Annotated in this window: 22 protein-coding genes and 1 riboswitch; of the genes, 13 read left to right on the forward strand and 9 right to left on the reverse strand. The window is 72.7% G+C overall.

Features of this window, described 5'->3' with window-relative positions:
• The first annotated feature begins 12 nt into the window (after window positions 1–12).
• On the forward strand, window positions 13–792 hold the full coding sequence (locus OIU81_RS18535; protein ID WP_329149291.1) for a cobalt-precorrin-6A reductase: 780 nt from the start codon (window positions 13–15) through the stop codon (window positions 790–792).
• 141 nt (window positions 793–933) lie between these two features.
• On the opposite strand, the gene OIU81_RS18540 is transcribed toward OIU81_RS18535, so the two are convergent.
• Window positions 934–1,155 (reverse strand): hypothetical protein, encoded by a 222-nt coding sequence (locus tag OIU81_RS18540; protein ID WP_329149293.1) that lies wholly within the window; start codon window positions 1,153–1,155, stop codon window positions 934–936.
• Window positions 1,156–1,296: 141 nt separating this feature from the next.
• On the opposite strand from OIU81_RS18540, the gene OIU81_RS18545 reads away from it, so the two are divergent.
• The 6 genes from OIU81_RS18545 to OIU81_RS18570 all read left to right on the forward strand — a co-directional run bounded on the left by OIU81_RS18545 (window position 1,297) and on the right by OIU81_RS18570 (window position 4,053).
• Window positions 1,297–2,121, forward strand: a complete 825-nt coding sequence (locus tag OIU81_RS18545; protein WP_329149295.1) for a helix-turn-helix domain-containing protein — start codon at window positions 1,297–1,299, stop codon at window positions 2,119–2,121.
• Window positions 2,118–2,327 (forward strand): DUF397 domain-containing protein, encoded by a 210-nt coding sequence (locus OIU81_RS18550; protein ID WP_329149297.1) that lies wholly within the window; start codon window positions 2,118–2,120, stop codon window positions 2,325–2,327. The genes OIU81_RS18545 and OIU81_RS18550 overlap by 4 nt, the downstream gene beginning before the upstream one ends.
• A gap of 22 nt (window positions 2,328–2,349) precedes the next feature.
• Window positions 2,350–2,580 carry a DUF397 domain-containing protein gene (locus tag OIU81_RS18555; protein ID WP_329149300.1) on the forward strand — a complete coding sequence of 77 codons (231 nt, stop codon included), beginning with the start codon at window positions 2,350–2,352 and terminating at the stop codon, window positions 2,578–2,580.
• Window positions 2,550–3,101 (forward strand): CchlQ, encoded by a 552-nt coding sequence (locus tag OIU81_RS18560; protein WP_329149301.1) that lies wholly within the window; start codon window positions 2,550–2,552, stop codon window positions 3,099–3,101. Before OIU81_RS18555 ends, OIU81_RS18560 begins: the two co-directional genes overlap by 31 nt.
• 245 nt (window positions 3,102–3,346) lie before the next feature.
• Window positions 3,347–3,559 carry a type II toxin-antitoxin system HicA family toxin gene (locus tag OIU81_RS18565; protein ID WP_329149303.1) on the forward strand — a complete coding sequence of 71 codons (213 nt, stop codon included), beginning with the start codon at window positions 3,347–3,349 and terminating at the stop codon, window positions 3,557–3,559.
• Complete coding sequence (locus OIU81_RS18570) at window positions 3,556–4,053, forward strand: type II toxin-antitoxin system HicB family antitoxin (RefSeq protein WP_329149305.1); 498 nt, start codon at window positions 3,556–3,558, stop codon at window positions 4,051–4,053. The genes OIU81_RS18565 and OIU81_RS18570 overlap by 4 nt, the downstream gene beginning before the upstream one ends.
• 10 nt (window positions 4,054–4,063) lie before the next feature.
• On the opposite strand, the gene OIU81_RS18575 is transcribed toward OIU81_RS18570, so the two are convergent.
• The 3 genes from OIU81_RS18575 to cobG are packed head-to-tail and all read right to left on the reverse strand — an operon-like array spanning window position 4,064 to window position 7,649.
• Window positions 4,064–5,611, reverse strand: coding sequence for a precorrin-2 C(20)-methyltransferase (locus OIU81_RS18575; protein WP_329149307.1), 1,548 nt, complete (start codon window positions 5,609–5,611; stop codon window positions 4,064–4,066).
• The gene (locus tag OIU81_RS18580; protein WP_329149308.1) at window positions 5,608–6,276 is read right to left on the reverse strand and encodes a precorrin-8X methylmutase; all 669 of its coding nucleotides are present in this window, start codon (window positions 6,274–6,276) and stop codon (window positions 5,608–5,610) included. Before OIU81_RS18580 ends, OIU81_RS18575 begins: the two co-directional genes overlap by 4 nt.
• Entirely contained in the window at window positions 6,273–7,649 is a 1,377-nt protein-coding gene (gene cobG, locus OIU81_RS18585; RefSeq protein ID WP_443074007.1) for a precorrin-3B synthase, read from the reverse strand. Before cobG ends, OIU81_RS18580 begins: the two co-directional genes overlap by 4 nt.
• Before the next feature lie 162 nt (window positions 7,650–7,811).
• Window positions 7,812–7,905: riboswitch (cobalamin riboswitch) on the forward strand.
• Window positions 7,906–7,959: 54 nt separating this feature from the next.
• Here cobG and cobN point away from each other — a divergent pair.
• Window positions 7,960–11,574, forward strand: a complete 3,615-nt coding sequence (cobN, locus tag OIU81_RS18590) for a cobaltochelatase subunit CobN (RefSeq protein ID WP_329149312.1) — start codon at window positions 7,960–7,962, stop codon at window positions 11,572–11,574.
• 78 nt (window positions 11,575–11,652) lie between these two features.
• On the opposite strand, the gene OIU81_RS18595 is transcribed toward cobN, so the two are convergent.
• Window positions 11,653–12,384: a DUF4097 family beta strand repeat-containing protein gene (locus tag OIU81_RS18595; protein ID WP_329149315.1), complete on the reverse strand. Its 732-nt coding sequence runs from the start codon at window positions 12,382–12,384 to the stop codon at window positions 11,653–11,655.
• Window positions 12,385–12,602: 218 nt separating this feature from the next.
• Between OIU81_RS18595 and OIU81_RS18600 the strand changes: the two genes are divergently transcribed.
• Window positions 12,603–12,875 (forward strand): DUF1876 domain-containing protein, encoded by a 273-nt coding sequence (locus OIU81_RS18600; RefSeq protein WP_329149316.1) that lies wholly within the window; start codon window positions 12,603–12,605, stop codon window positions 12,873–12,875.
• A gap of 74 nt (window positions 12,876–12,949) precedes the next feature.
• Here the strand turns inward: OIU81_RS18600 and OIU81_RS18605 are convergent, their stop codons facing one another.
• From OIU81_RS18605 to OIU81_RS18620, 4 genes are all read right to left on the reverse strand, one after another.
• Window positions 12,950–14,275 (reverse strand): LCP family protein, encoded by a 1,326-nt coding sequence (locus tag OIU81_RS18605; RefSeq protein WP_329155214.1) that lies wholly within the window; start codon window positions 14,273–14,275, stop codon window positions 12,950–12,952.
• A 315-nt stretch (window positions 14,276–14,590) separates the two neighbouring features.
• A complete protein-coding gene (locus tag OIU81_RS18610) occupies window positions 14,591–14,839 on the reverse strand; it encodes a hypothetical protein (protein WP_229699745.1) in 249 nt (82 codons plus the stop codon).
• Between the two features lie 142 nt (window positions 14,840–14,981).
• Entirely contained in the window at window positions 14,982–15,947 is a 966-nt protein-coding gene (locus tag OIU81_RS18615; protein ID WP_329149322.1) for a M56 family metallopeptidase, read from the reverse strand.
• 3 nt (window positions 15,948–15,950) lie between these two features.
• Window positions 15,951–16,439, reverse strand: a complete 489-nt coding sequence (locus tag OIU81_RS18620) for a BlaI/MecI/CopY family transcriptional regulator (protein ID WP_329331146.1) — start codon at window positions 16,437–16,439, stop codon at window positions 15,951–15,953.
• A 320-nt stretch (window positions 16,440–16,759) separates the two neighbouring features.
• Here OIU81_RS18620 and OIU81_RS18625 point away from each other — a divergent pair, with 320 nt between their 5' ends.
• The 4 genes from OIU81_RS18625 to OIU81_RS18640 all read left to right on the forward strand — a co-directional run bounded on the left by OIU81_RS18625 (window position 16,760) and on the right by OIU81_RS18640 (window position 19,332).
• Window positions 16,760–16,987: a hypothetical protein gene (locus OIU81_RS18625; protein WP_329149326.1), complete on the forward strand. Its 228-nt coding sequence runs from the start codon at window positions 16,760–16,762 to the stop codon at window positions 16,985–16,987.
• A complete protein-coding gene (locus OIU81_RS18630; protein WP_329149328.1) occupies window positions 16,984–17,970 on the forward strand; it encodes an acyl-CoA desaturase in 987 nt (328 codons plus the stop codon). The genes OIU81_RS18625 and OIU81_RS18630 overlap by 4 nt, the downstream gene beginning before the upstream one ends.
• The gene (locus OIU81_RS18635) at window positions 17,967–18,401 is read left to right on the forward strand and encodes a DUF5994 family protein (RefSeq protein ID WP_329149329.1); all 435 of its coding nucleotides are present in this window, start codon (window positions 17,967–17,969) and stop codon (window positions 18,399–18,401) included. The genes OIU81_RS18630 and OIU81_RS18635 overlap by 4 nt, the downstream gene beginning before the upstream one ends.
• Before the next feature lie 379 nt (window positions 18,402–18,780).
• Window positions 18,781–19,332 (forward strand): DUF6344 domain-containing protein, encoded by a 552-nt coding sequence (locus tag OIU81_RS18640; protein ID WP_329149331.1) that lies wholly within the window; start codon window positions 18,781–18,783, stop codon window positions 19,330–19,332.
• Window positions 19,333–19,960: the final 628 nt, after the last annotated feature.

Consider the following 19,960-nt stretch of genomic DNA (forward strand, 5'->3'; position numbering starts at 1 on the left):
AACCCACATCCCATGAACGACGCAGCCCGCCCGGTGCGCCACGTCCTGATTCTCGGCGGTACGACCGAGGCCCGCCGGCTGGCCGGCCTCCTGGCGCCCGACCCGTCCCTGCGGGTGACGAGCTCGCTCGCCGGCCGGGTCGCCGCGCCCCGGCTGCCCGCCGGGGAGGTACGCATCGGCGGGTTCGGCGGCCCCGAGGGCCAAGCCCGCTGGCTGCGCGAGCACGCGGTGGACGCGCTCATCGACGCCACCCATCCTTTCGCCGACACGATCAGTCGCCACGCGGCCCTGGCCGCCGGCACCGCCCATGTTCCCCTGCTCGCCCTCCGCAGGCCCGGCTGGGTACCGGGACCCGGCGACAGCTGGCACCAGGTCACCTCCCTGGACGAGGCCGCCGCCGCCCTCCCGGCCCTCGGCAACCGCATCTTCCTCACCACGGGCCGCATGGGCCTCGCCCACTTCGCCCACCTCACCGACCTCTGGTTCCTCGTCCGCTCCGTCGACGCCCCCGAGCCCCCCTGCCCGCCCCGGATGACGACCCTCCTGGACCGCGGCCCCTTCACGCTGGAGGGCGAGCGGGCCCTGCTGCGGGACCACCGCATCGACGTCGTCGTCACGAAGGACAGCGGGGCGGCCGCCACCGCCGCCAAGCTGACGGCGGCCCGCGAGGCGGGGGTGCCGGTGGTGGTCGTCCAGCGTCCGCCCGTGCCGGAGGGGGTGCCGGTGGCGGCGGGACCGGAGGAGGCCGTGGAATGGGTCCGCCGTCATTTCAGCGAGGCCAATTCGTGCTGAAGTGATTGGCCTCGCGGACCCTTTTGGCTAACTCTTCGCGGCGTTTTACGGACTCCCCGGGTTCGTCGTCCTCGCCCGGATCACCGACGCCCGTGGAATCCCCGCCCTCCTCACTCACGTCGCTCACCCCACTCACCTCACTCACGGGGCGGACTTCCGCACCGCGTCCGCGAGCCGCCGTGCGACGTCCGGGGTGCATCGCCCCAGCTCCACGAGGGGCAGCGGAAAGTGCTCGGCCAGCGAGACGACGTCCACGGCCAGCGACGGCAGGGTGATGCCCGCCCCCTTCAGCGCCGTCCGCAGCTCGCCGCACGCCTGCTCCGCGTCCCTGATCTTCCCGGCCACCGGACTGCGCTCCGTCATTCCCATTTCCTCTTCTCCGTTCGCGTCCTGACTGGGCCGCCCATTCCCTTTCGCAGCCCTAGAGTCGTCACAACGAGCCGCCTCCGATAGGGAGTTGGCGTTGTCGTCGGCACGGGACAACAGGGGATGGAGGAACGGGGAATGGTCGAAAAGAATTCCGAGGGGGATGAGGGCTCGGCGCGCTGGGTCCTCGCTTGTGAACTCCGCCGGTTACGGGAGGCGTCCGGCAAGTCGCTCGCCCAACTGGCCGACGAGATCAACTACGACCGCACGTACTTGCATCGCTTGGAAACGGGCGAACGGCTCTCGAAGCTGCCGGTGATGGAGGCGCTGGACCGGCTCTACGGGACGGGTGGGCTGCTCGTACGACTGTGGAAGCTGGCGCGGCTGGATGCCTTTGCCGACCGCTACAAGCTGTTCATGCAGTACGAAGCGAAGGCCGTCATCATGCACAAGTACATGCTGGGAATCCCTGGTCTGTTGCAGACCGAGGACTACGCCCGGCTCGTGCTCTCCTCGGCGCCTTCACCGATGTGCCCTGATGAGCTGGAGGAGCTTGTCGCTGCACGCATCGGCAGGCAAGACCTGCTGAGCGCCTCTCCATCGCCGGGCCTCCGCGTGATTCTTGATGAGGCTGCCTTCATGCGGCCTCCGGCTGATGTCCGCATCTGGCGTGATCAGCTGTCTCACCTGACCGGGGCGTCCGAGCTGTCGAACATCACGATCCAGGTTCTGCCGTTTGCCGCCGGACCGCACGACTTGATGGGCGGTTCTCTCTCGCTACTGTGGGTGCCGGACGGTGCGGCTGTTGCCTACCTTGAAGGCAACAAGTCCGGTGACTTGATCGAAGATCCGGCCGAGGTCGTCCAACTCCGGCTGTCTTACGATCACTTGCGGGACATGGCGCTCTCTCCGCCGGACTCCGTCGCACTAATCAAGCAGTTTCTGGAGGACAGCAGACCGTGAAGACGACTCCTGACCAGGCTGTCATCGCGTGGCGAAAGAGCAGCTACAGCAACGGCGGAGATGCCAACTGCATCGAGATCGCCGACGGCTTCCCCGGTGCCGTTCCCGTCCGTGACAGCAAGAATCCCGAGGGCCCGGTGCTGCTCTTCCCTACCGCTGCTTGGTCGGCGTTCATAGGTGGCGTGCGAGCTGACCGGCTCCGCTGAGGTGACTGGAGGGCAGCAGGCGATGAACACCATCCCCGATCTGGTCGAGCCCGTGTGGCGCAAGAGCAGCTACAGCGACGGTGGAGCCAACAACTGCGTCGAGATCGCCGACAGCTTCCCTGGCGCCGTCCCCGTCCGTGACAGCAAGAACCCCACCGGTGGTGCGCTGCTCTTCCCGGCCGCGGCCTGGTCGGCCTTCATAACCACCGTGAAGGGGGACGCATGGACTGGGGAACGCTCCTCGCGACGTTGAGCGGCGGGGTCATCGCGATCTCCGGGACCGTCCTCGCCGATCATCTGCGCCATCGTCACGAGAGCGAACGCAACAGCGAGGCCCGGCGGCGGGCGGTGTACATCGAGTTCATCACCGCCGCCGGGGTGGGCCACGCGCGGCTGCGGCAGATCGCCCAGAGCCCGGAGGCCGAGGCCGACCTCGCCGCTGCCGCCCGCGCGGCGCTGAGCGAGGCCGGGATCAGTGAAGTGCGCGAGCGGCTGTTCATCGACGCGACGACGGACATCGCCGGCGCCGGGCAGGCGATGTTCGAGCGGCTGCGTGTTCTTCAGCGCGTCGTCGGTGAGGGTGCCCGGCAGACCTCGCCCGCGTTCCACGACGCCTACCACCCGTACCTCGACGCCGTGTGGGCCTATCGCGTGGCGGTGCGCGAAGAGCTCGAGGGCAGGTCCTTCGAACCCGCGGCCTTCGGGTGGGAGGAATGGGACGGCAAGGACCGGTGTGTGAGCTGCCGCCGGGAGGCAACGGCCACCGGAGGCTGAACGCCGGGACTTTGGAGGCCGCCGGTCTCCCATTCCGCGTGTGGGATGACCGACGCGTCGTTCCGCGGTGCGGCTGGTGCCGCGCCACCTGCCTTCACCCTTTCGGACGCCTTCGTTGCGTCCCTGTCACTTCTCATCACACCCAAGATGACGATGGGCTCACCTCAGGGGGCGTGTCCTGTGTTGACGGGGAGGTGTCTACCTGGGCTTGACTTGATCTGTCTAGCGTCATTGGACTTACACTGATGAAGTACCGGGAACTGATCAAAAAGATCAGTGACGCGGCCAAAGCCCAGGGCGTTGCCTTCGACCTGGTCCGCCAGAAGGGCAGCCACCAAACCTGGGTGTGCGGCAGCACCCGCGTCGTGATCCCCAAGCACACCGAAGTCAACGAACTCACTGGCCAGGGCATCTGCAGGACGCTTGAGCCGGAACTCGGAGAAGGGTGGTGGCGATGACTTCGTACCGTGTCACAGCGCGCCGCGCGGGTGAATGGTGGGCCCTGGAGGTCCCGGACCTCCCGGGGGTGTTCAGCCAGGCCAAGCGCCTCGACAAGGCCGATGAGGCGGCCCGTGAAGCCATTGCCGTCATGCTCGATGTCGAAACCGAGGACGTCGAGGTGACGATCGAGCCGGTGCTGCCGCGGGACGCTGTACGGGCCATCAAGGCAGCGGAGAAGGCCGAGAAGGCTGCCGAGGACGCGAGGAAAGCCGCTCAGAAGGCAATGCAGGATGCCGCGGCCACCCTGACCGAGTCGCTGAGCCAGCGGGACGCCGGTCGTGTCCTCGGGGTTTCCTTCCAACGCGTATCGCAGCTCCTTCGGGCCCGGCCGACCGCGTCGTCGCCGAAGGCCGCGGTCAAGGCGACGAAGGCCGGATGGCCCCGCCCCGGCCACGACGAGCGTTCCGGCAGGCAGAAGCGTTCGCAGCGGGGCAGGGAACTGTCCGGGTAACCCTGCGAGGTCAGTTCTCCGGATACCTCCGCGGCGTCCACACGATCTCCGTGCCGTCGGCCCGTCGGGCGACCTCGGTCTGGGAGGAGCCGATCAGCAGGATCGTGCGCATGTCGACCTGGTGGGGGTCGAGGTCGGCCAGGCGGACGGTGCGGAGGGATTCCTCGGGGCCGCCGATGTCGCGGGCGAGGATGACCGGGGTGTCGGGGGCGCGGTGTTCCAGGAGGAGTTCGCGGGCCTTGCCGACCTGCCAGGTGCGGCTGCGGGAGCCGGGGTTGTAGAGGGCCAGGGCCAGGTCGGCGCCGGCGGCCGCGTGGAGGCGTTCGGCGATGACCTCCCAGGGCTTGAGGCGGTCGGAGAGGGAGATGACCGCGTAGTCGTGGCCGAGGGGGGCGCCGGCCCGGGCGGCGGCGGCGTTGGCGGCGGTGACGCCCGGCAGGACGCGTACGGGAATGGCGCGGTACGGGTCCTGGGCGGCGACCTCCAGGACGGCGGTGGCCATGGCGAAGACGCCGGGGTCGCCGCCGGAGACCACGGCCACCCGGCGGCCGCGCCGGGCCAGGTCCAGGGCGAGTTCGGCGCGTTCGGACTCGACCTTGTTGTCGGAGCCGTGGCGGCGCTGGCCGGGGCGCTGCGGGACGCGGTCGAGGTAGGTGGTGTAGCCGACGAGGTCCTCGGCGGCGGCCAGGGCGCCGCGGGACTCGGGGGTCAGCCAGAGCGGGCCGGCCGGGCCGGTGCCGACGACGACCACCTCACCGGTGCCGGGCGCCGGGGCGGTCTCGGTCGGCGGGCTCGCGATGCGGCTGGGGACGACGGTGACGGCGAAGTACGGGACCGTTTCCGCGTCGATGTCGGCCAGTTTTTCCGTGCGTTCGCCGGACATGGTGGCGCGTTCGACGTAGTGGGCCTCCGGCAGGCGCCCGGCGCGTTCCATGGCGCGGCGCACGGTGGGGAAGGTGCGGCCGAGCTTCATGACGACGGCGGTGTCGGTCGAGGCCAGACGGGCGGTCAGCTCTTCCTCCGGCAGGGTGCCGGGGAGGATCGTCAGGACCTCGTCGGCCTCGGCGAGCGGCCGGCCCAGGCGGGCCGCGGCGGCGCTGATGGAGGTGACGCCGGGGATGACCTCGGTGGGGTAGCGGTCGGCCAGCCGCTTGTGCATGTGCTGGTAGGAGCCGTAGAAGAGCGGGTCGCCCTCGGAGATGACGGCGACGGTGCGGCCGGCGTCGAGGTGGGCGGCGAGGCGGGCCGCCGCGGACTCGTAGAACTCGTCCAGCGCGCCCCGGTAGCCGCCGGGGTGGTCGGTCGACTCGGTGGTGACCGGGTAGACCAGCGCCTCCTCGATGTGGTCGGCGCGCAGGTGCTCGGCGGCGATGGCGCGCGCGATGGAGCGTCCGTGCCGGGCGCTGTGGTACGCGATGACGTCGGCCGCGCCGATGACCTGGACGGCCCGCACGGTCATCAGGGACGGGTCGCCGGGGCCGAGCCCGACGCCGTAGAGACGGCCGGGGGCGGGCGGGGTGCCGTCGTTGCCGGGTGCCTGCTGCTCGCTCACGCTCATTCTTCCTCGCTCGCCAGGGCGTTGATCGCGGCCGCGGCCATGGCGCTGCCGCCGCGGCGCCCGCGCACCACCAGGTGGTCCAGCTTCGACGGATGGGCGATCAGCGCGTCCTTGGACTCCGCGGCGCCGATGAAGCCGACGGGTATGCCGATGACGGCGGCCGGGCGGGGCGCCCCTTCCCCGATCATCTCCAGGAACCGGAAGAGGGCGGTGGGGGCGTTGCCGAACGCCACCACGGCGCCGTCCATCCGGTCCCGCCACAGCTCCAGGGCGGCGGCGCTGCGGGTCGTGCCCATCCGGGCGGCGAGGTCCGCGACCGACGGGTCGGCGAGGGTGCACAGCACCTCGTTGTCCGCCGGCAGCCGCTTGCGGGTGACGCCGCTGGCGACCATGTTGGCGTCGCACAGGATCGGGGCGCCGGCGCGCAGCGCGGCGCGGGCGCTCGCCACGACGCCGGGGGTGAAGGCCAGATCGCGTACCAGGTCGACCATGCCGCAGGCGTGGATCATGCGGACCGTGACCTGGCTGACGTCGGCGGGCAGCCCGCCGAGGTCCGCCTCGGCGCGGATGGTGGCGAAGGACTGGCGGTAGATCGCCGCACCGTCCTTCTCGTAGTCGAACGCGGTCACTGTGGCCTCGGGGTTGTCGGGTGCGGGCTGGCTCATGGGGTGTCGCTTCGGGCTGGTGGGGCGGGGTGTTGCGCGGGTGGCGGGGCGTCGCCGGGGGCCGGTGCGCCGGCCGGCCGGACGACCGACACCCGGTAGCCCTCCCCCGTTGCCAGCACGTCCACCCATGCGCCGTGGGGGTGGCCGCAGCGGCGTGCGCAGCCGGACCAGTGGACGGGCAGGCCGTCCGGTACGGCGGCGGGGGGAGTGCCGGGGACGGGGGCGCCCGCGGTGACGGCGGCCGCCGCGTCGGTGCGGACGTCGGTGAGGGACTTGGCGCAGCCGGGGCGGCCGGTGCAGGCGCCGAGGCGGCGCCAGGGGGAGTCCGGGTCGGTGATCAGGCCGGCCGCGGCCAGCGCGGACAGCCGGGCGGCGGCGGCGCCGGCCGGAAGCCCGGGGAGGACGATGCCGCGCCAGGGGGTCAGCCGCAGTGCGCCGCAGCCGTCGTCGGCGGCGACGGCGGTCAGCAGCCGCCACTGGGCGACCGTCAGCCGGCCCAGCGGCGCCAGGACACAGAGCGCCGCCGTGACGTCGGGGCCTTCGATGATCCCGGGGGCCGCGGAGCGGGGCGCGGACGGGGCGAGGGGTGCCGGTGCCTGCGCCAGATATGTGGCGGTGATGCCGGTTTCGTGCAGGTGTGTTGCCACGTCGCGGGCCGTCAGCCGCTGCCCGTCGGGCAGTTCGCGGACCCGCCAGGCGCCGCTGCCGCTCGCCTCGGCGGCCGACAGAAAGGACTCGGCGGCGGCGAGCGCGGCCCGCGGGGCGTCCGGGCCGGCGATCCGCAGCGCCGCCGGATCGTCGCCGACCCGCAGCAGCGCGGTGCCCCCGGCCTCGGCGGACTCCCCCGCCCGGGCCGCTTCTGCGACCAAGCTCACATCCCCGCCGAGACCCGCCAGCTCGCCCCGCCCGTCGTCCAGGACGAAGAGGAAACGGCCCGACAGCGCGGTCGCCGGCTCGCTCGCGCAGAGCAGTTCGTCCAGCTCACGGGCCCACCGCCGCACCTCGGCAGGGGTGTTGACCGTCAGCCCGGCCAGCGGGGAGGCGAGGATGTTGCGGACGCGCTCATGGCGAGCGGAGGGCAGCAGTCCGGCGTCGCGCAGCAGGGCGGCCAGCTCGGCGCCGCAGCCCTCGGGCAGGCCGCGCAGCTCGGCGTTGCCGCGCGAGGTCAAGGAGAGGTGGCCGTCGCCGAGCCGGTCCGCGATGTCGGCCAGCGCCGCTGCCTGACGTGCCGTCAAGTCCCCGGCGGGCAGCCGCACTCGGGCGAGGTACCCGTCGGCGGCGGAGTGCAGCCGCAGCGCCCCCGGGCAGGCGTCACCGCGGTCCCGCAGGGGCGGTTCTGCCCCTGGGGGGCGGAGCGAGGGGGAGGGCGGCATGGCGGCGAGCATACCTACGACGGGGCACGCCGGAACCGGCCCCGGACCCCCTCGCGGCCACCCCGGGCCGGCCGCCGCGAAGGCCCGCTTACCTCGCCCGGGCACAGCCCTTACTATGCAGGTCGGTGGGTCGGCTGATCCGCCGGACGCCAGCGACGGCGCGGGGTCGGACGACCCCAGGGAGGAAGCCCGGTGCAAATCCGGCGCGGTCCCGCCACTGTGAACCCGGCAGGCGCCGGGTGAGTCAGGAACTCCCGCCGTCCCTACGACCACCCGGGGCGCGGATACCCCGAGGAAGGCCTGCGCTCGCATGCTTCTGCTGCTGTCGACCTCCGACACCGATCTGCTCAGCGCCCGCGCGGCCACGGGCCCGGTGCCTTACCGGCTCGCCAACCCCGCCCGCCTCGACGTCGACGGGCTGCCGGCCCTGCTGGAGGGCGTGGACCTGGTCGTCGTGCGCCTCCTGGGCGGCATCCGCGCCTGGCAGGAGGGCCTGGACCTGCTGCTCGCCGAGGACCAGCACCGCCCCGTCGTCGTGCTCACCGGTGAACAGGCCCCCGACGCCCAGCTCATGGAGCAGTCCACGGTCCCGGTCGGCATCGCGGCCGAGGCGCACGCCTACCTCGCGCACGGCGGCCCCGCCAACCTCGACCAGCTCGCCCGCTTCCTCTCCGACACGGTGCTGCTGACCGGCCACGGCTTCGAGCCGCCGGCGCCCGCCCCGTCCTGGGGCCCGCTGGAGTGGGCCGGGCGCAACGACAGCGGCCCGCTGATCGCGGTGCTCTACTACCGCGCCCACCACATGAGCGGCAACACCGGCTTCGTCCGCACGCTGTGCGAGCAGATCGAGGCGGCCGGCGGCCGGGCCCGCCCGCTCTTCGTCGCCTCCCTGCGCGCCCCCGAGCCGGAGCTGATCGAGGCCCTGGGGGCCGCCGACGCGCTGGTCACCACGGTCCTCGCGGCGGGCGGCAGCAAGCCCGCCGAGGCCTCGGCCGGCGGCGACGACGAGGCCTGGGACGCCGGGGCGCTGGCCGCGCTCGACGTGCCGATCCTCCAGGCCCTGTGCCTGACCGGGCCGCGCAGCGCCTGGGAGGAGAACGACGAGGGACTCTCCCCGCTGGACGCCGCCTCGCAGATCGCCGTCCCCGAGTTCGACGGCCGGCTGATCACCGTCCCGTTCTCCTTCAAGGAGGTCGACGAGGACGGTCTGCCGGTGTACGCCGCCGACCCCGAGCGCGCGGCCCGGGTCGCCGGGATCGCCGTCCGGCACGCCCGGCTGCGCCACATCCCGGCCGCCGAGAAGCGCCTCGCGCTGGTGCTGTCCGCCTACCCGACCAAGCACTCCCGGATCGGCAACGCGGTCGGCCTGGACACCCCGGCCAGCGCCGTCGCGCTGCTGCGCCGGCTGCAGGCCGACGGCTATGACTTCGGCAGCGAATTCGGCAGCGAAGAGGTCCCCGGCCTGGTGTCCGGCGACGGCGACGAGCTGATCTACGCCCTGATCGAGGCCGGCGGCCACGACCAGGAGTGGCTCACCGAGGAGCAGCTCGCCCGCAACCCGGTCCGGATCCCGGCCGCCGACTACAAGCGCTGGTACGCCACCCTCCCGCAGGTGCTGCGCGACTCCGTCGAGCAGCACTGGGGCCCGCCGCCCGGCGAGATGTTCGTCGACCGCAGCCGCAACCCCGAGGGCGACATCGTGCTGGCCGCCCTGCGCCGCGGCAATCTGCTCATCCTCATCCAGCCGCCGCGCGGCTTCGGCGAGAACCCGATCGCGATCTACCACGACCCCGATCTGCCGCCCTCGCACCACTACTTGGCGGCCTACCGCTGGATCGCCGCCTCCGCGGACGACGGCGGATTCGGCGCGGACGCCATGGTCCACCTGGGCAAGCACGGCAATCTGGAGTGGCTGCCCGGCAAGAACGCCGGCCTGTCCGCGGCCTGCGGCCCGGACGCCGCGCTCGGCGACCTCCCGCTCGTCTACCCCTTCCTGGTCAACGACCCCGGCGAGGGCACCCAGGCCAAGCGCCGGGTCCACGCCACCCTCGTCGACCACCTCGTCCCGCCGATGGCCCGCGCCGAGTCCTACGGCGACATCGCGCGCCTGGAGCAGCTGCTCGACGAGTACGCGGCCATCTCCGCCATGGACCCGGCCAAGCTGCCCGCGATCCGCGCCCAGATCTGGACGCTGATCCAGGCCGCCAGGCTCGACCACGACCTGGGCCTGGACGAACGCCCCGACGACGCGGGCTTCGACGACTTCCTGCTGCATGTCGACGGCTGGCTGTGCGAGGTCAAGGACGCCCAGATCCGCGACGGGCTGCACGTCCTGGGCGGGGCGCCGACCGGCGAGGCGCGGGTGAACCTCGTGCTGTCCATCCTGCGCGCCCGCCAGATCTGGGGCGGTAAGTCCGCGCTGCCCGGCCTGCGCGAGGCGCTCGGGCTCGACGAGTCCGCCGCGACCCGGACGAGTGCCGACGAGGCCGAGGCCACGGCCCGCGCGCTGGTCCAGGCGATGGAGGATGCACAGTGGGACCCGGCGGCGGTGGCCGGCATCGCCGCGGGCCACTCGTCCGCGGTCGCCGACATCCTCGACTTCGCCGCCCGCCAGGTCGTGCCGCGGCTGGCCGCCACCACCGACGAGATCGACCACGCGGTGCACGCGCTCAACGGCGGCTTCGTGCCGGCCGGCCCCTCCGGCTCCCCGCTGCGCGGCCTGGTCAACGTCCTGCCGACGGGCCGCAACTTCTACTCCGTCGACCCCAAGGCCGTCCCCTCCCGCCTCGCCTGGGAGACCGGCCAGGCCCTCGCCGACTCCCTGCTGACGCGCTACCGCGACGACAACGGCGACTGGCCGCAGTCGGTCGGGCTGTCGCTGTGGGGCACCAGCGCGATGCGCACCAGCGGCGACGATGTGGCCGAGGCCCTCGCGCTGCTGGGCGTGCGCCCCGTCTGGGACGACGCCTCGCGTCGGGTCAACGGCCTGGAGCCGATCCCGCTCGCCGAGCTGGACCGTCCCCGCGTGGATGTCACGCTGCGCATCTCGGGCTTCTTCCGCGACGCCTTCCCGCACGTCATCGGCCTCCTCGACGACGCCGTCCGGCTGGTCGCCGGGCTGGACGAGCCCGCGGAGTCCAACTTCGTGCGCGCCCACGCCCAGGCCGACCTGGCCGCGCACGGCGACGAGCGGCGCGCCACCACCCGCATCTTCGGCTCCCGCCCGGGGACGTACGGCGCGGGGCTGCTCCAGCTGATCGACTCCCGCGACTGGCGCACCGACGCCGACCTCGCCGAGGTCTACACCGTCTGGGGCGGCTACGCCTACGGCCGGGGCCTCGAAGGCCGCCCGGCCCGGGAGGAGATGGAGACCGCCTACAAGCGCATCGCGGTCGCCGCCAAGAACACCGACACCCGCGAGCACGACATCGCGGACTCCGACGACTACTTCCAGTACCACGGCGGCATGGTCGCGACCGTCAAGGCGCTCAAGGGCAAGGCCCCCGAGGCGTACATCGGGGACTCGACCCGGCCCGAGACGGTCCGCACCCGCACCCTGGTCGAGGAGACCTCCCGGGTCTTCCGCGCCCGGGTGGTCAACCCCCGCTGGATCGAGGCGATGCGCCGCCACGGCTACAAGGGCGCCTTCGAACTCGCCGCCACCGTGGACTACTTGTTCGGCTACGACGCCACCACGGGCGTGGTCGCCGACTGGATGTACGACAAGCTCGCCCAGGCTTACGTCCTGGACCCGGAGAACCGCGCCTTCCTCCAGGAGGCCAACCCCTGGGCCCTGCACGGCATCGCCGAACGTCTTCTGGAGGCCGAGTCCCGCGGCATGTGGGAGAAGCCGGACGCCGAGACGCTGGCCGCGCTGCGGGAGGCCTTCCTTGAGACCGAAGGGGAGCTGGAGGGCGAGGACTGACCCGGGCGCGGGGCCGCCCCGGTCGGGGGGCCGGGGCGACTCCCTGCCCGGGGCAGCCCTGCCCCACCCTCCGTGGTCTCAGGCGGACTTCGCGGTGACGTCCCCGTTGCTGGTGGACAGGTCCAGGCGGTAGCGCCCCGCCGGGTCCTGGAGGACGCCCAGGTGCTTGTCGCCGTTGCTGGTCTCCGCGGACACGCGGTAGCGGGCCTTGGGCACCGTCACCGTGATGCTGCCGTTGGACGTCTTCGCCCGGATGCTCTGGGCGGTGGCCGGGGTGAGCTCGATCTCCCCGTTGGAGGTCTCGGCCGCGATCTGCCGGCCCGACAGCCCGCGTCCGGTGATCGCGCCGTCGATCGTCATGGCGTCGACGGGGCCGGTGACGCCGTCCAGGTCGATGCTCCCGGAGCTGGTGGTCACCCGCACCGCGCCCACCCTGGACAGCTCCAGTGACCCGTCCGAGGTCTCGCCGCTCACCGGGAGGCCCGCCGGTACCTCGACGGTGTAGTCCACCGTGCACTGCTCGCCGCAGCCGCCGAGCACCAGCACCCCGTCCTCGACCCGGTGGGTGGCGTGGCCGGGCCGGTCGCCGCGGTACGTCACCGAGCGGTGGACCGACACCGTGCCGCCGCTCTTGCCGCCGTGGACCGTGAGGCCCCCCGAGGTGTTGTCCAGCCGGACGGCCGTGATCTTCTTCGAGACCTCGGCGTCGTCCCGGAAGGTCTTGCCGGACACCAGGCCGCAGGCGCTGACGCCGCACATCCCGATGCCGGCCGTCGCGACGACGGCGATGAAGCGAGCCCGCTTGCGCATGAATTCCCCCGGAAATGATCGATAGGCGGTCCGGCGGGCCGGTGTGCTCGCCGAGCGCCCGCCGACGTGAGGCTAGGGCGGCGGGGCACGGCCGCACCATGGGGAAAACCCCCTGATCGTGGTGCGGATCGCCCCAGGTGCGGCCGGTCCGGGCCGGTGCGAGGATTTGTGTGGGGGCGGTAGATGTGCTGCTTGGGGGGCGTACGAGGAGGCTTCCGGTGACCGGCACGAAGACATGGAACGCCGAGATCAGCATCACCGAGATCGACAGCGAGGTCAGGGCCGAGGCCAGACTGCGGGGCAAGGACGGCGGACAGCTGGTCGGCCAGGGAACGGCCCGCTGCAATCCCGCCGACGAGAACGTCCCGGACATCGGGGACGAGCTGGCCGTGGCACGGGCGATGTCCGATCTCAGCCATCAACTGATCCAACGGGCCGCCCACGACATCGAGATGCGCACGGCCCGGCCGGTGGAGCGGCTGCGCGTCTGACGGACGGCGACGCATCCGGCGCGGTGCCCGCCGGACCCTGACCGTGCCCGCGGCCGGGGTCCGCCGGATGCCCGCTATTCCTGTGCCCGGAAATCCGGTCCGATCGTCAGCGTCACCGCGCCCGCCGCCGCACTGGCCGACTCCGTGGCCCTGGTCCCCGGGAGGCGCGCGGCGAGCACCTCGCTCTGGGTCTTGAGCGCGGCGGGGTAGCTGACGGTGGTCTTGTCCGTCGCCGGGCCGTTGCCGGTGCCGACGACGGTGAAGCCCAGCTTGCGCAGCTGCTCGGCGGCGGAGGCGGCCCGGCCGGGGGTGCCCGTGCCGTTGAGCACGCGGACCTGCACGGCGTGCGCGGTCACCGGGTTCTTGGCGGCCTCGGCGAGCTTCTTCTTCCCGGCGGCGCCGAGCTCCCGGTCGTGGGCGATGTCGCTGAACAGCTGGGCGGCCTGCGGGTATTGCCAGACCACATTGGCCTTGTCGGTGGGGACGTCGGCCTCGCGGTAGTAGTTGGGGACGGTCACGAAGGTGAGCCGGTCGGAGGGGATGTCCTTGACGGTCGAGGCCAGGTCGTAGAGCGGCTTGAGACCGGCCAGTTCCTTGTCGGTGGTGAGGGACTTGGTGGCCGAGTCCAGGAAGTCGTAGAGCTCGCCGGGGCTGGTGAGCTTGGCCTGTGCCTTGGCGCCCAGGGCCTTCATGAACTCCTGCTGGCGGCCGATCCGGCCGAGGTCGGAGCCGTCGCCGACGCTGTAGCGGGTGCGGACGTAGCCGAGGGCCTTCTCGTCCCGGACGGTCTGGCAGCCCGCGTCCAGGTCCACATGGGCCTTCTTGTCGTGGATGGCGTGCTTGGGGCAGACCTCTATGCCGCCCAGGGCGTTGACCATGCCCTTGAAGCCCTGGAAGTCGACCGAGGTGAAGTGGTCGATGCGCAGCCCGGTGTTCTTCTCGACGGTCTTGATGGTGCAGGCCGCGGCCTTGCCGATGTTGCCGGAGTCCCCGCCGATCGAGAACGCTTCGTTGATCTTGAAGTGGTGCGGGGCGGACTGTGAGCCGTTGCCGCGGGTGCAGGCGGGGATCTGCACCCACGAGTCCCGCGGGAAGGACACCGCGGTGGCCCATTTCCGGTTGGCGGCGATGTGCACCACCATCAGCGTGTCCGACTGCATGGTGGTCAGGCCCTTGCCGTATTTGGCATTGGCGCCGGCCCGGCTGTCGGAGCCGACGACCAGGATGTTCTTGGAGCCGGGGCTGAGGTTGACCGGCCGGGCACCGTCGACGCCGATGTCCGCGCCGTGGATGTTGCCGTCCAGGTGCTGGTAGACCCACGCCCCGACGCCGGCCGTGCAGAGCAGCAGCACGCCGAGCGTGCCGGCGGTCCAGGCGACGATGCGGCCGCGGCGGGTCATCCGCACCTTCTCCGGCCGGCCCGCCTTCCGGGAGCCGCCGGCGGACCGGCCGCCGGACCTGCCGGCCGGGTCGGCGGGCCTGCGGCGCGAGGAGGCGCCGGACGCGCGGGAGCCGCCGGGGCCGCGGGAGCCGTCACCGGCGGCCGGGGGCGAGCCGGTGGCGCCACCGGTGCCCCGCCGGGCCGTCTGCTGGTGCCTCTGCCTGTCATGCACGCCGGTGGCCCTTCTGGTCCTTCTGATGCTGCTGATGCGGGTGATGCCGTACGGGGGAGGAGACGCTCGCGGCGGCCGGCCGGGCCGGCGAGGGGGAGCGGGTCAGAGGCCGGTGCTGGGCAGGAGCAGGATCGACTCGGGGTCGTAACGCAGCCACTGCGGGCACGCACCGCCGGGCAGCGTCCGCAGCCGGCACCACAACTCGCCCGCCCCGTCCGTCCACCAGGCATTGATCCGGCCCAACGTCCATCCGCCGTCCGGGTATTGGACCTCCACCGGCTGATAGACCCATCGCACCTCCGCCTCTGGAGGCGGGCAGTCCCAGGTCAGGAGTCCGCACCTCGTCGCCATCTCCCCCTCCGGACGCGCCTGTTGCGCAGTGCGCGCAACTGTACCGGGAAGTTCTACAGTCGTGTAGAAGGTGCCGGTCATGGGGTGGCGCACGGCGCACTGCGTGGTAGCCGCCCGGTACGGGTCATGGGTCAGTGTGCACTCAGAGCGGCGTGGCCGCCTTCAGAACGACGAACAGCGCGACCGCTGCGTTGAGCGCGCAGAGCGCGGAGGCGGCGGTGCCCGCCGCGGCTACCAGGGCCGCCAGGCCCGCCGGGGTCAGCGCCGGCGGCCAGTGGCGGGCCGGCGGCACGGGCCCGAGCAGCGCCGCCACCCGCCGTGGCACCGGCCCCGGTTCGGGCCCGGCGAAGTGCGCCAGCTCCACCGGCGCCGCGGACCGCGCGATCAGCGCCGCCCGGCCCACCGCACGGGCGGTCAGCCGCCGGTCGCCCACCACCCGCGCCGCCTCCTCGTCCGCCCAGCGCTCGGTGGCGAAGGCGACGGCCGAACGCAGCGGCAGCAGCAGCGGGTTGACGCAGCCGGCCAGGCGTACGGCGAGCAGTGCCCGGTGGTGACGGCAGGAAAGGTGGGCGCGCTCATGGGCGAACAGCGCGCGGACCTCGTCCTCGTCCAGGCTGTGCAGCATCCCGCGGGAGACCGCGATCCGGCCGGGCCGGGCGGGGCGCCCGGGCCGGGCGCCGATGCCGGGCACGGCGTAGGCGTACGGAGCGTCGTCCGGCAGCACCGTGGGGTCGGCGCCGGCCGGCAGCACGTCCAGTGCGCGGTGGGTGCGGGCCCGGACGCGGTGGTGCCGGCGCAGCGTGGCGCCGCACACGGTGAGCGCCGCGGCCAGCAGCGGGATCGCGGCGGCGCCGGCGACCTCGGCGAACGGGACCGCGGCCCGCACTTCCGGGTCCGACCAGCGGTCGGGCAGCGGGTTGCCGGGCAGCTGGGCGGTGCCGACCACCACCAGCAGTCCCAGGCAGAGCGTGCTGCACAGCCCGAGGACCGCGGCGAGCAGGGTCAGCAGCCGGGTGGTGGCCCGCGGATGGAGGTGCTGCTCCGCGAGCCGGGCGATCGGCAGGGCGGTGAGCGGCAGGACGAGCGGCAGGAACACGAAGACGCCCACCGGTCAGCCTCCGCGTGCTTCGTCCGTGCCGGGGGCCTCGTCCGCGGCGCGGTCCAGGAGGGCGCGCAGCAGCTGCTCGTCCTGTGCGGAGAGGGTGGAGACGAAGCTGGTCAGGACGGCGTCCCGGTCTGGTTCGCCGTCCAGGACGCGGCGCATCCGCAGGGCGGCGAGCCCGGCCTCGTCGGCGGCCGGACTCCAGAGGTAGGCGCGGCCGGACCGCTCGCGGGTGACGGCCTGCTTGGCGTGCAGCCGGGACAGGATCGTCATCACGGTCGTGTACGCGAGGTCGCCGCCGAGCCGTTCCTGGACCCAGGCGGCGCCGGCCGGGCCCGGCGCGCGGTGCAGCGCGGCCAGCACCTGGGCCTCCAGCTGGCCCTGCCCGCGACGGCGGGCGCGCTCCGGTCCGCCACCGCCGCACTCCTGCGGTCCCGGCGCGGCCCGGCCGGGCTTCCCCGCACCGCCCGGCGGCCTTCCGAAGGACTTCCCGCCCATGCCGTCGCCTCCCGTCACGCCGGGCGTCCCGCGGGCCGGGACGCCGCAGCATCCTACTGAGCGAGCGCCTCCGGCCGGGGGCGCTCGGCCGCCCCGGAGCCCGCCGCGGCCGCTCCCCGCCGGCGCACTTCTCCCCTCCCGCCTCCCCTCCGGCGGGATCTTCCGGACCGATGGGAAGGCGGGCCATATCTTGCGATAACTGCCCAGAGCATCCTATAGGCCCCCGTACAGGGATTCACCGGGCCCACTCGGGGTACCGTGAAAGCACCGGAACACCGAGGAATGCCGAGGGTGACCGAGGTATGCGGTGAGGTGAGCACATGCAGACGCTGTGGACCGTGGTCGTGCTGCTGGCGCTGGTCGGACTGGGCGTACTGTTCCTGGCCCGGCTCAACGCACAGAACACCGGGCGGATGCCCCACCACCGGTACGCGGACTGGAAAGCGTCGAGGCGGCTGCGCAGACAGCAGCAGGCCGAGGCCGCCCGGGGCGGACCGCGCATGGCCGGCCCACCGCCACCTTCCGGAAAGGCGGGAAGCGACCTGTGACGTCCGCGGCCCGCGGTGTCCCGCCGGCTCGGGACTACGACGGGATCTCGCCGTTCCCCGACAGCGGCGCCCCGTCCCCGCCGACCAGTGGCCGCAGGATGTACGTCACGGTGACCGGCATCATCGTCGTCGCCCCCTTCGTCGGGCTGGCCGTCGCGATCCCCCTGCTGTGGGGCAGCGTCGTGCACCTCACCGACCTCGTGCTGCTGGTGGTCTTCTACGTCATCAGCGGTCTGGGCGTCACCATCGGCTTCCACCGCGGCCTCACCCACGGCAGCTACACCGCGACCCCCGTGCTGCGGGTCGCCCTGGCCGTGGCCGGCTCGCTCAGCTTCCAGGGTGACGTCATCGACTGGGTCGCCACCCACCGCCGCCATCACGCCTTCACCGACCGTCCCGGCGATCCGCACTCCCCCTACCGCTACGGCACCAGCCTGCGCGGTCAGCTGCGCGGACTGGTGCACTCGCACATCGGCTGGCTGTTCGGCGACGACCCCACCTCGCACCGCCGCTACGCGCCCGATCTGCTGGCCGACCCCGGTATCCGGGCGGTGGACCGGGCGTTCCCCGTGCTGTGCCTGCTCACCCTCGGCCTGCCCTTCGCGCTCGGCTGGGCGCTCGGCGGCTCCTGGGTCACCGCGCTGACCGCCCTGCTGTGGGCGGGGTTCATCCGGATCGCGCTGCTGCACCATGTGACCTGGAGCGTCAATTCGCTCTGCCATGTCATCGGTGAGCGGCCGTTCCGCACCCGCCGCCACGACCGGGCGACCAATCTGTGGCCGCTGGCCCTGCTGTCGTTCGGCGAGAGCTGGCACAACCTGCACCACGCCGATCCGACCTGCGCCCGGCACGGCGTCGACCGCGGGCAGCTCGATGTGTCCGCCGCCGTCATCCGGCTCTTCGAACGCCTCGGCTGGGTGCGGGACGTGCACTGGCCCGACCCCGCGCGGGTGGCGGCCCGCCGTATCGGGAGCACCGTATGACCGCCGTCGCCAGAGACCACCCCCAAGCGGCCCCGCACCGGCACCACGCGGCACCGCCCGTCGCCCGCCTGACCTTCGCCCCGCACACCGATACGGCGCGGCGCATCGACGGTGTCTGGTGGCCCCACTCGGCCGACCTGCTGGCCGAACTCCCCGAGTTGCTGACCGCGTTGCCCTTCGACTGGCCGCGGATCACCCACGCCACGGTGAACGGCAAGGCCTGGCCCGCGCTCCCGGCCCACATCCTCGTCGAGGGCCATGTGGTGCGCCTGCGCAGAACCGCCGGCCGTCCCGGGCCGGACACCGTCTGCCTGGTCTCGATGGGCCAGGGCCGCTGGGACCTGCTGATCATTCCGCCCGGCATCCCCGAGCCGACGGGCGTGCGCATGATGGCGCAGATGGCGCGCACGGGCGAGCTGACACCGGCCTGAGCCCGGCCCCGCCCTGAGCCCGGCTCCTTCCCGGGCCCGGCCATATCCCAGGATTCCGTCCGGCGCACCCGCCGGCCCCCTGACCGGCGCCGCGGCGCGGTGGATAACCCCGGCCGGCCGGGCGCGCGACCTGCAATCCCTCGCCCCTCGACGGCCGCGGCTACTGCGTACGGGTGGTGTTCATCAGAAGAACGCCGATCCGGGGGCGTCGGTCCGTGAATCCTCCCATTGCGTACTCATCATAAGAAAACGCAACAGAAGCGACGCCATCTGAGCGGTGCACCCGGAAGCGGCGCCACTGGAGCGATGCATCACCGGCACGAACGAAGTAGACGCAACGGATCTCTCGGGGAGAGGTCCTCACCGAAAGTGAGGGGCCATGGCTGCGACCAAGGTCATGAAGTTCTGGGCGGTGTGCCTTGCCGTGCTCGGCAGGCTGCTGGCATCACTGGGTGTCTCCGCGACCGCCTCGGCGGCGCGCCGGGACGCCGCACTGTACGAGCGGACACCGGGCAAGGAGAGCGCGGGCAGCGAGGCCCCGGGCGCCGGAGTCCCCGAGGCGGTGGGCTGCGGCGCATCGGACCGGCCGGGAGCAGGGTCCCCGTCCGTGCCCGCTCCGCGCGGCGTACCGCTGTACGGCCAGGCCGGCTCATCAGGGCGGCGCAGGTTCCCGCGGCCCGAGCTGCCGCCGACGATCAAGCAGCGCATCCTCGCCGAGGCGCACGGCACCTCACCCGGCATGCGCAGCCGTCGCACCTACACGGCCGATCCGCTGACGACCGACGACTGCGCCGACCAGGACGCGACCGCGCCGGCCACCGCCACGCCTGCCGACGCCCACGCCGAGGCCCACGCCTCCGCCGACGCCCACGCACGCGGTGCGGTCATCCCGGCGGCCCGCAATCGTGCGCACACCGCTGGCGTCATCTGACCTCAGATTTTTCGATGGCTCGATGGCTCGATGGCTCGATGGCTCTGACGGCTCTGATGGCTCTGACGGTTCTGACAAGGACGGTCAAGGGACGCACAAGGCGTGTGACAGCTCCGCGCCGAGGAGAGTGGTTACCGGTCACCGGCACGATCCACCGGAAGCACACCGGCGTGGACCTCTGGAGCAGCTCCGGAGGGGAGATCCACCGGCCGGTCCGGCAGCGGATCCCGAGGCGGGCTCCCGTAGCGGAGCCGGACGACGGACCAGCAGCCCAAGCAACGCAAAAGCAGACGTAGAAACTGACGCAGACGCAGACGCAGACACAGAGGCGGAACTGACGTAGAGGCAGACCTGACACCGACGCAGGAACCGACGCAGGAACTGACGCAGGAACCGACGCAGACGTGTTCCACGTGAAACATCCGCAGACGCTGAACCACCCGGAACAGCCGGTCCACGGACAGACCTGAACGACCCGTATCACGCCCGGAGTTCGACGGCCCAGCCCCCACGGGGCGCCGGTCCCGGACCCTCCCCAGCTCCAGCCCGAGAACCGCACGCAGCGCTTGCGTAGCGGGATTTCCGTGGGTGACGAGCGGGAAGTGGTCGACGGCATGACCGCGCAGGG

Source organism: Streptomyces sp. NBC_01454 (assembly GCF_036227565.1).
In the GTDB taxonomy this organism is placed as follows: Bacteria; Actinomycetota; Actinomycetes; order Streptomycetales; family Streptomycetaceae; genus Streptomyces.

Bases quoted from the DNA above. Each gene is read 5' to 3' on its own strand.
- OIU81_RS18535 (WP_329149291.1), top strand. From the start codon at position 13: ATGAACGACGCAGCCCGCCCGGTGCGCCACGTCCTGATTCTCGGCGGT.
- OIU81_RS18540 (WP_329149293.1), bottom strand. From the start codon at position 1,155: ATGACGGAGCGCAGTCCGGTGGCCGGGAAGATCAGGGACGCGGAGCAG.
- OIU81_RS18545 (WP_329149295.1), top strand. From the start codon at position 1,297: ATGGTCGAAAAGAATTCCGAGGGGGATGAGGGCTCGGCGCGCTGGGTC.
- OIU81_RS18555 (WP_329149300.1), top strand. From the start codon at position 2,350: ATGAACACCATCCCCGATCTGGTCGAGCCCGTGTGGCGCAAGAGCAGC.
- OIU81_RS18560 (WP_329149301.1), top strand. From the start codon at position 2,550: ATGGACTGGGGAACGCTCCTCGCGACGTTGAGCGGCGGGGTCATCGCG.
- OIU81_RS18565 (WP_329149303.1), top strand. From the start codon at position 3,347: ATGAAGTACCGGGAACTGATCAAAAAGATCAGTGACGCGGCCAAAGCC.
- OIU81_RS18570 (WP_329149305.1), top strand. From the start codon at position 3,556: ATGACTTCGTACCGTGTCACAGCGCGCCGCGCGGGTGAATGGTGGGCC.
- OIU81_RS18575 (WP_329149307.1), bottom strand. From the start codon at position 5,611: ATGAGCGTGAGCGAGCAGCAGGCACCCGGCAACGACGGCACCCCGCCC.
- OIU81_RS18580 (WP_329149308.1), bottom strand. From the start codon at position 6,276: ATGAGCCAGCCCGCACCCGACAACCCCGAGGCCACAGTGACCGCGTTC.
- cobG (WP_443074007.1), bottom strand. From the start codon at position 7,649: ATGCCGCCCTCCCCCTCGCTCCGCCCCCCAGGGGCAGAACCGCCCCTG.
- cobN (WP_329149312.1), top strand. From the start codon at position 7,960: ATGCTTCTGCTGCTGTCGACCTCCGACACCGATCTGCTCAGCGCCCGC.
- OIU81_RS18595 (WP_329149315.1), bottom strand. From the start codon at position 12,384: ATGCGCAAGCGGGCTCGCTTCATCGCCGTCGTCGCGACGGCCGGCATC.
- OIU81_RS18605 (WP_329155214.1), bottom strand. From the start codon at position 14,275: ATGACCCGCCGCGGCCGCATCGTCGCCTGGACCGCCGGCACGCTCGGC.
- OIU81_RS18610 (WP_229699745.1), bottom strand. From the start codon at position 14,839: ATGGCGACGAGGTGCGGACTCCTGACCTGGGACTGCCCGCCTCCAGAG.
- OIU81_RS18620 (WP_329331146.1), bottom strand. From the start codon at position 16,439: ATGGGCGGGAAGTCCTTCGGAAGGCCGCCGGGCGGTGCGGGGAAGCCC.
- OIU81_RS18625 (WP_329149326.1), top strand. From the start codon at position 16,760: ATGCAGACGCTGTGGACCGTGGTCGTGCTGCTGGCGCTGGTCGGACTG.
- OIU81_RS18635 (WP_329149329.1), top strand. From the start codon at position 17,967: ATGACCGCCGTCGCCAGAGACCACCCCCAAGCGGCCCCGCACCGGCAC.
- OIU81_RS18640 (WP_329149331.1), top strand. From the start codon at position 18,781: ATGGCTGCGACCAAGGTCATGAAGTTCTGGGCGGTGTGCCTTGCCGTG.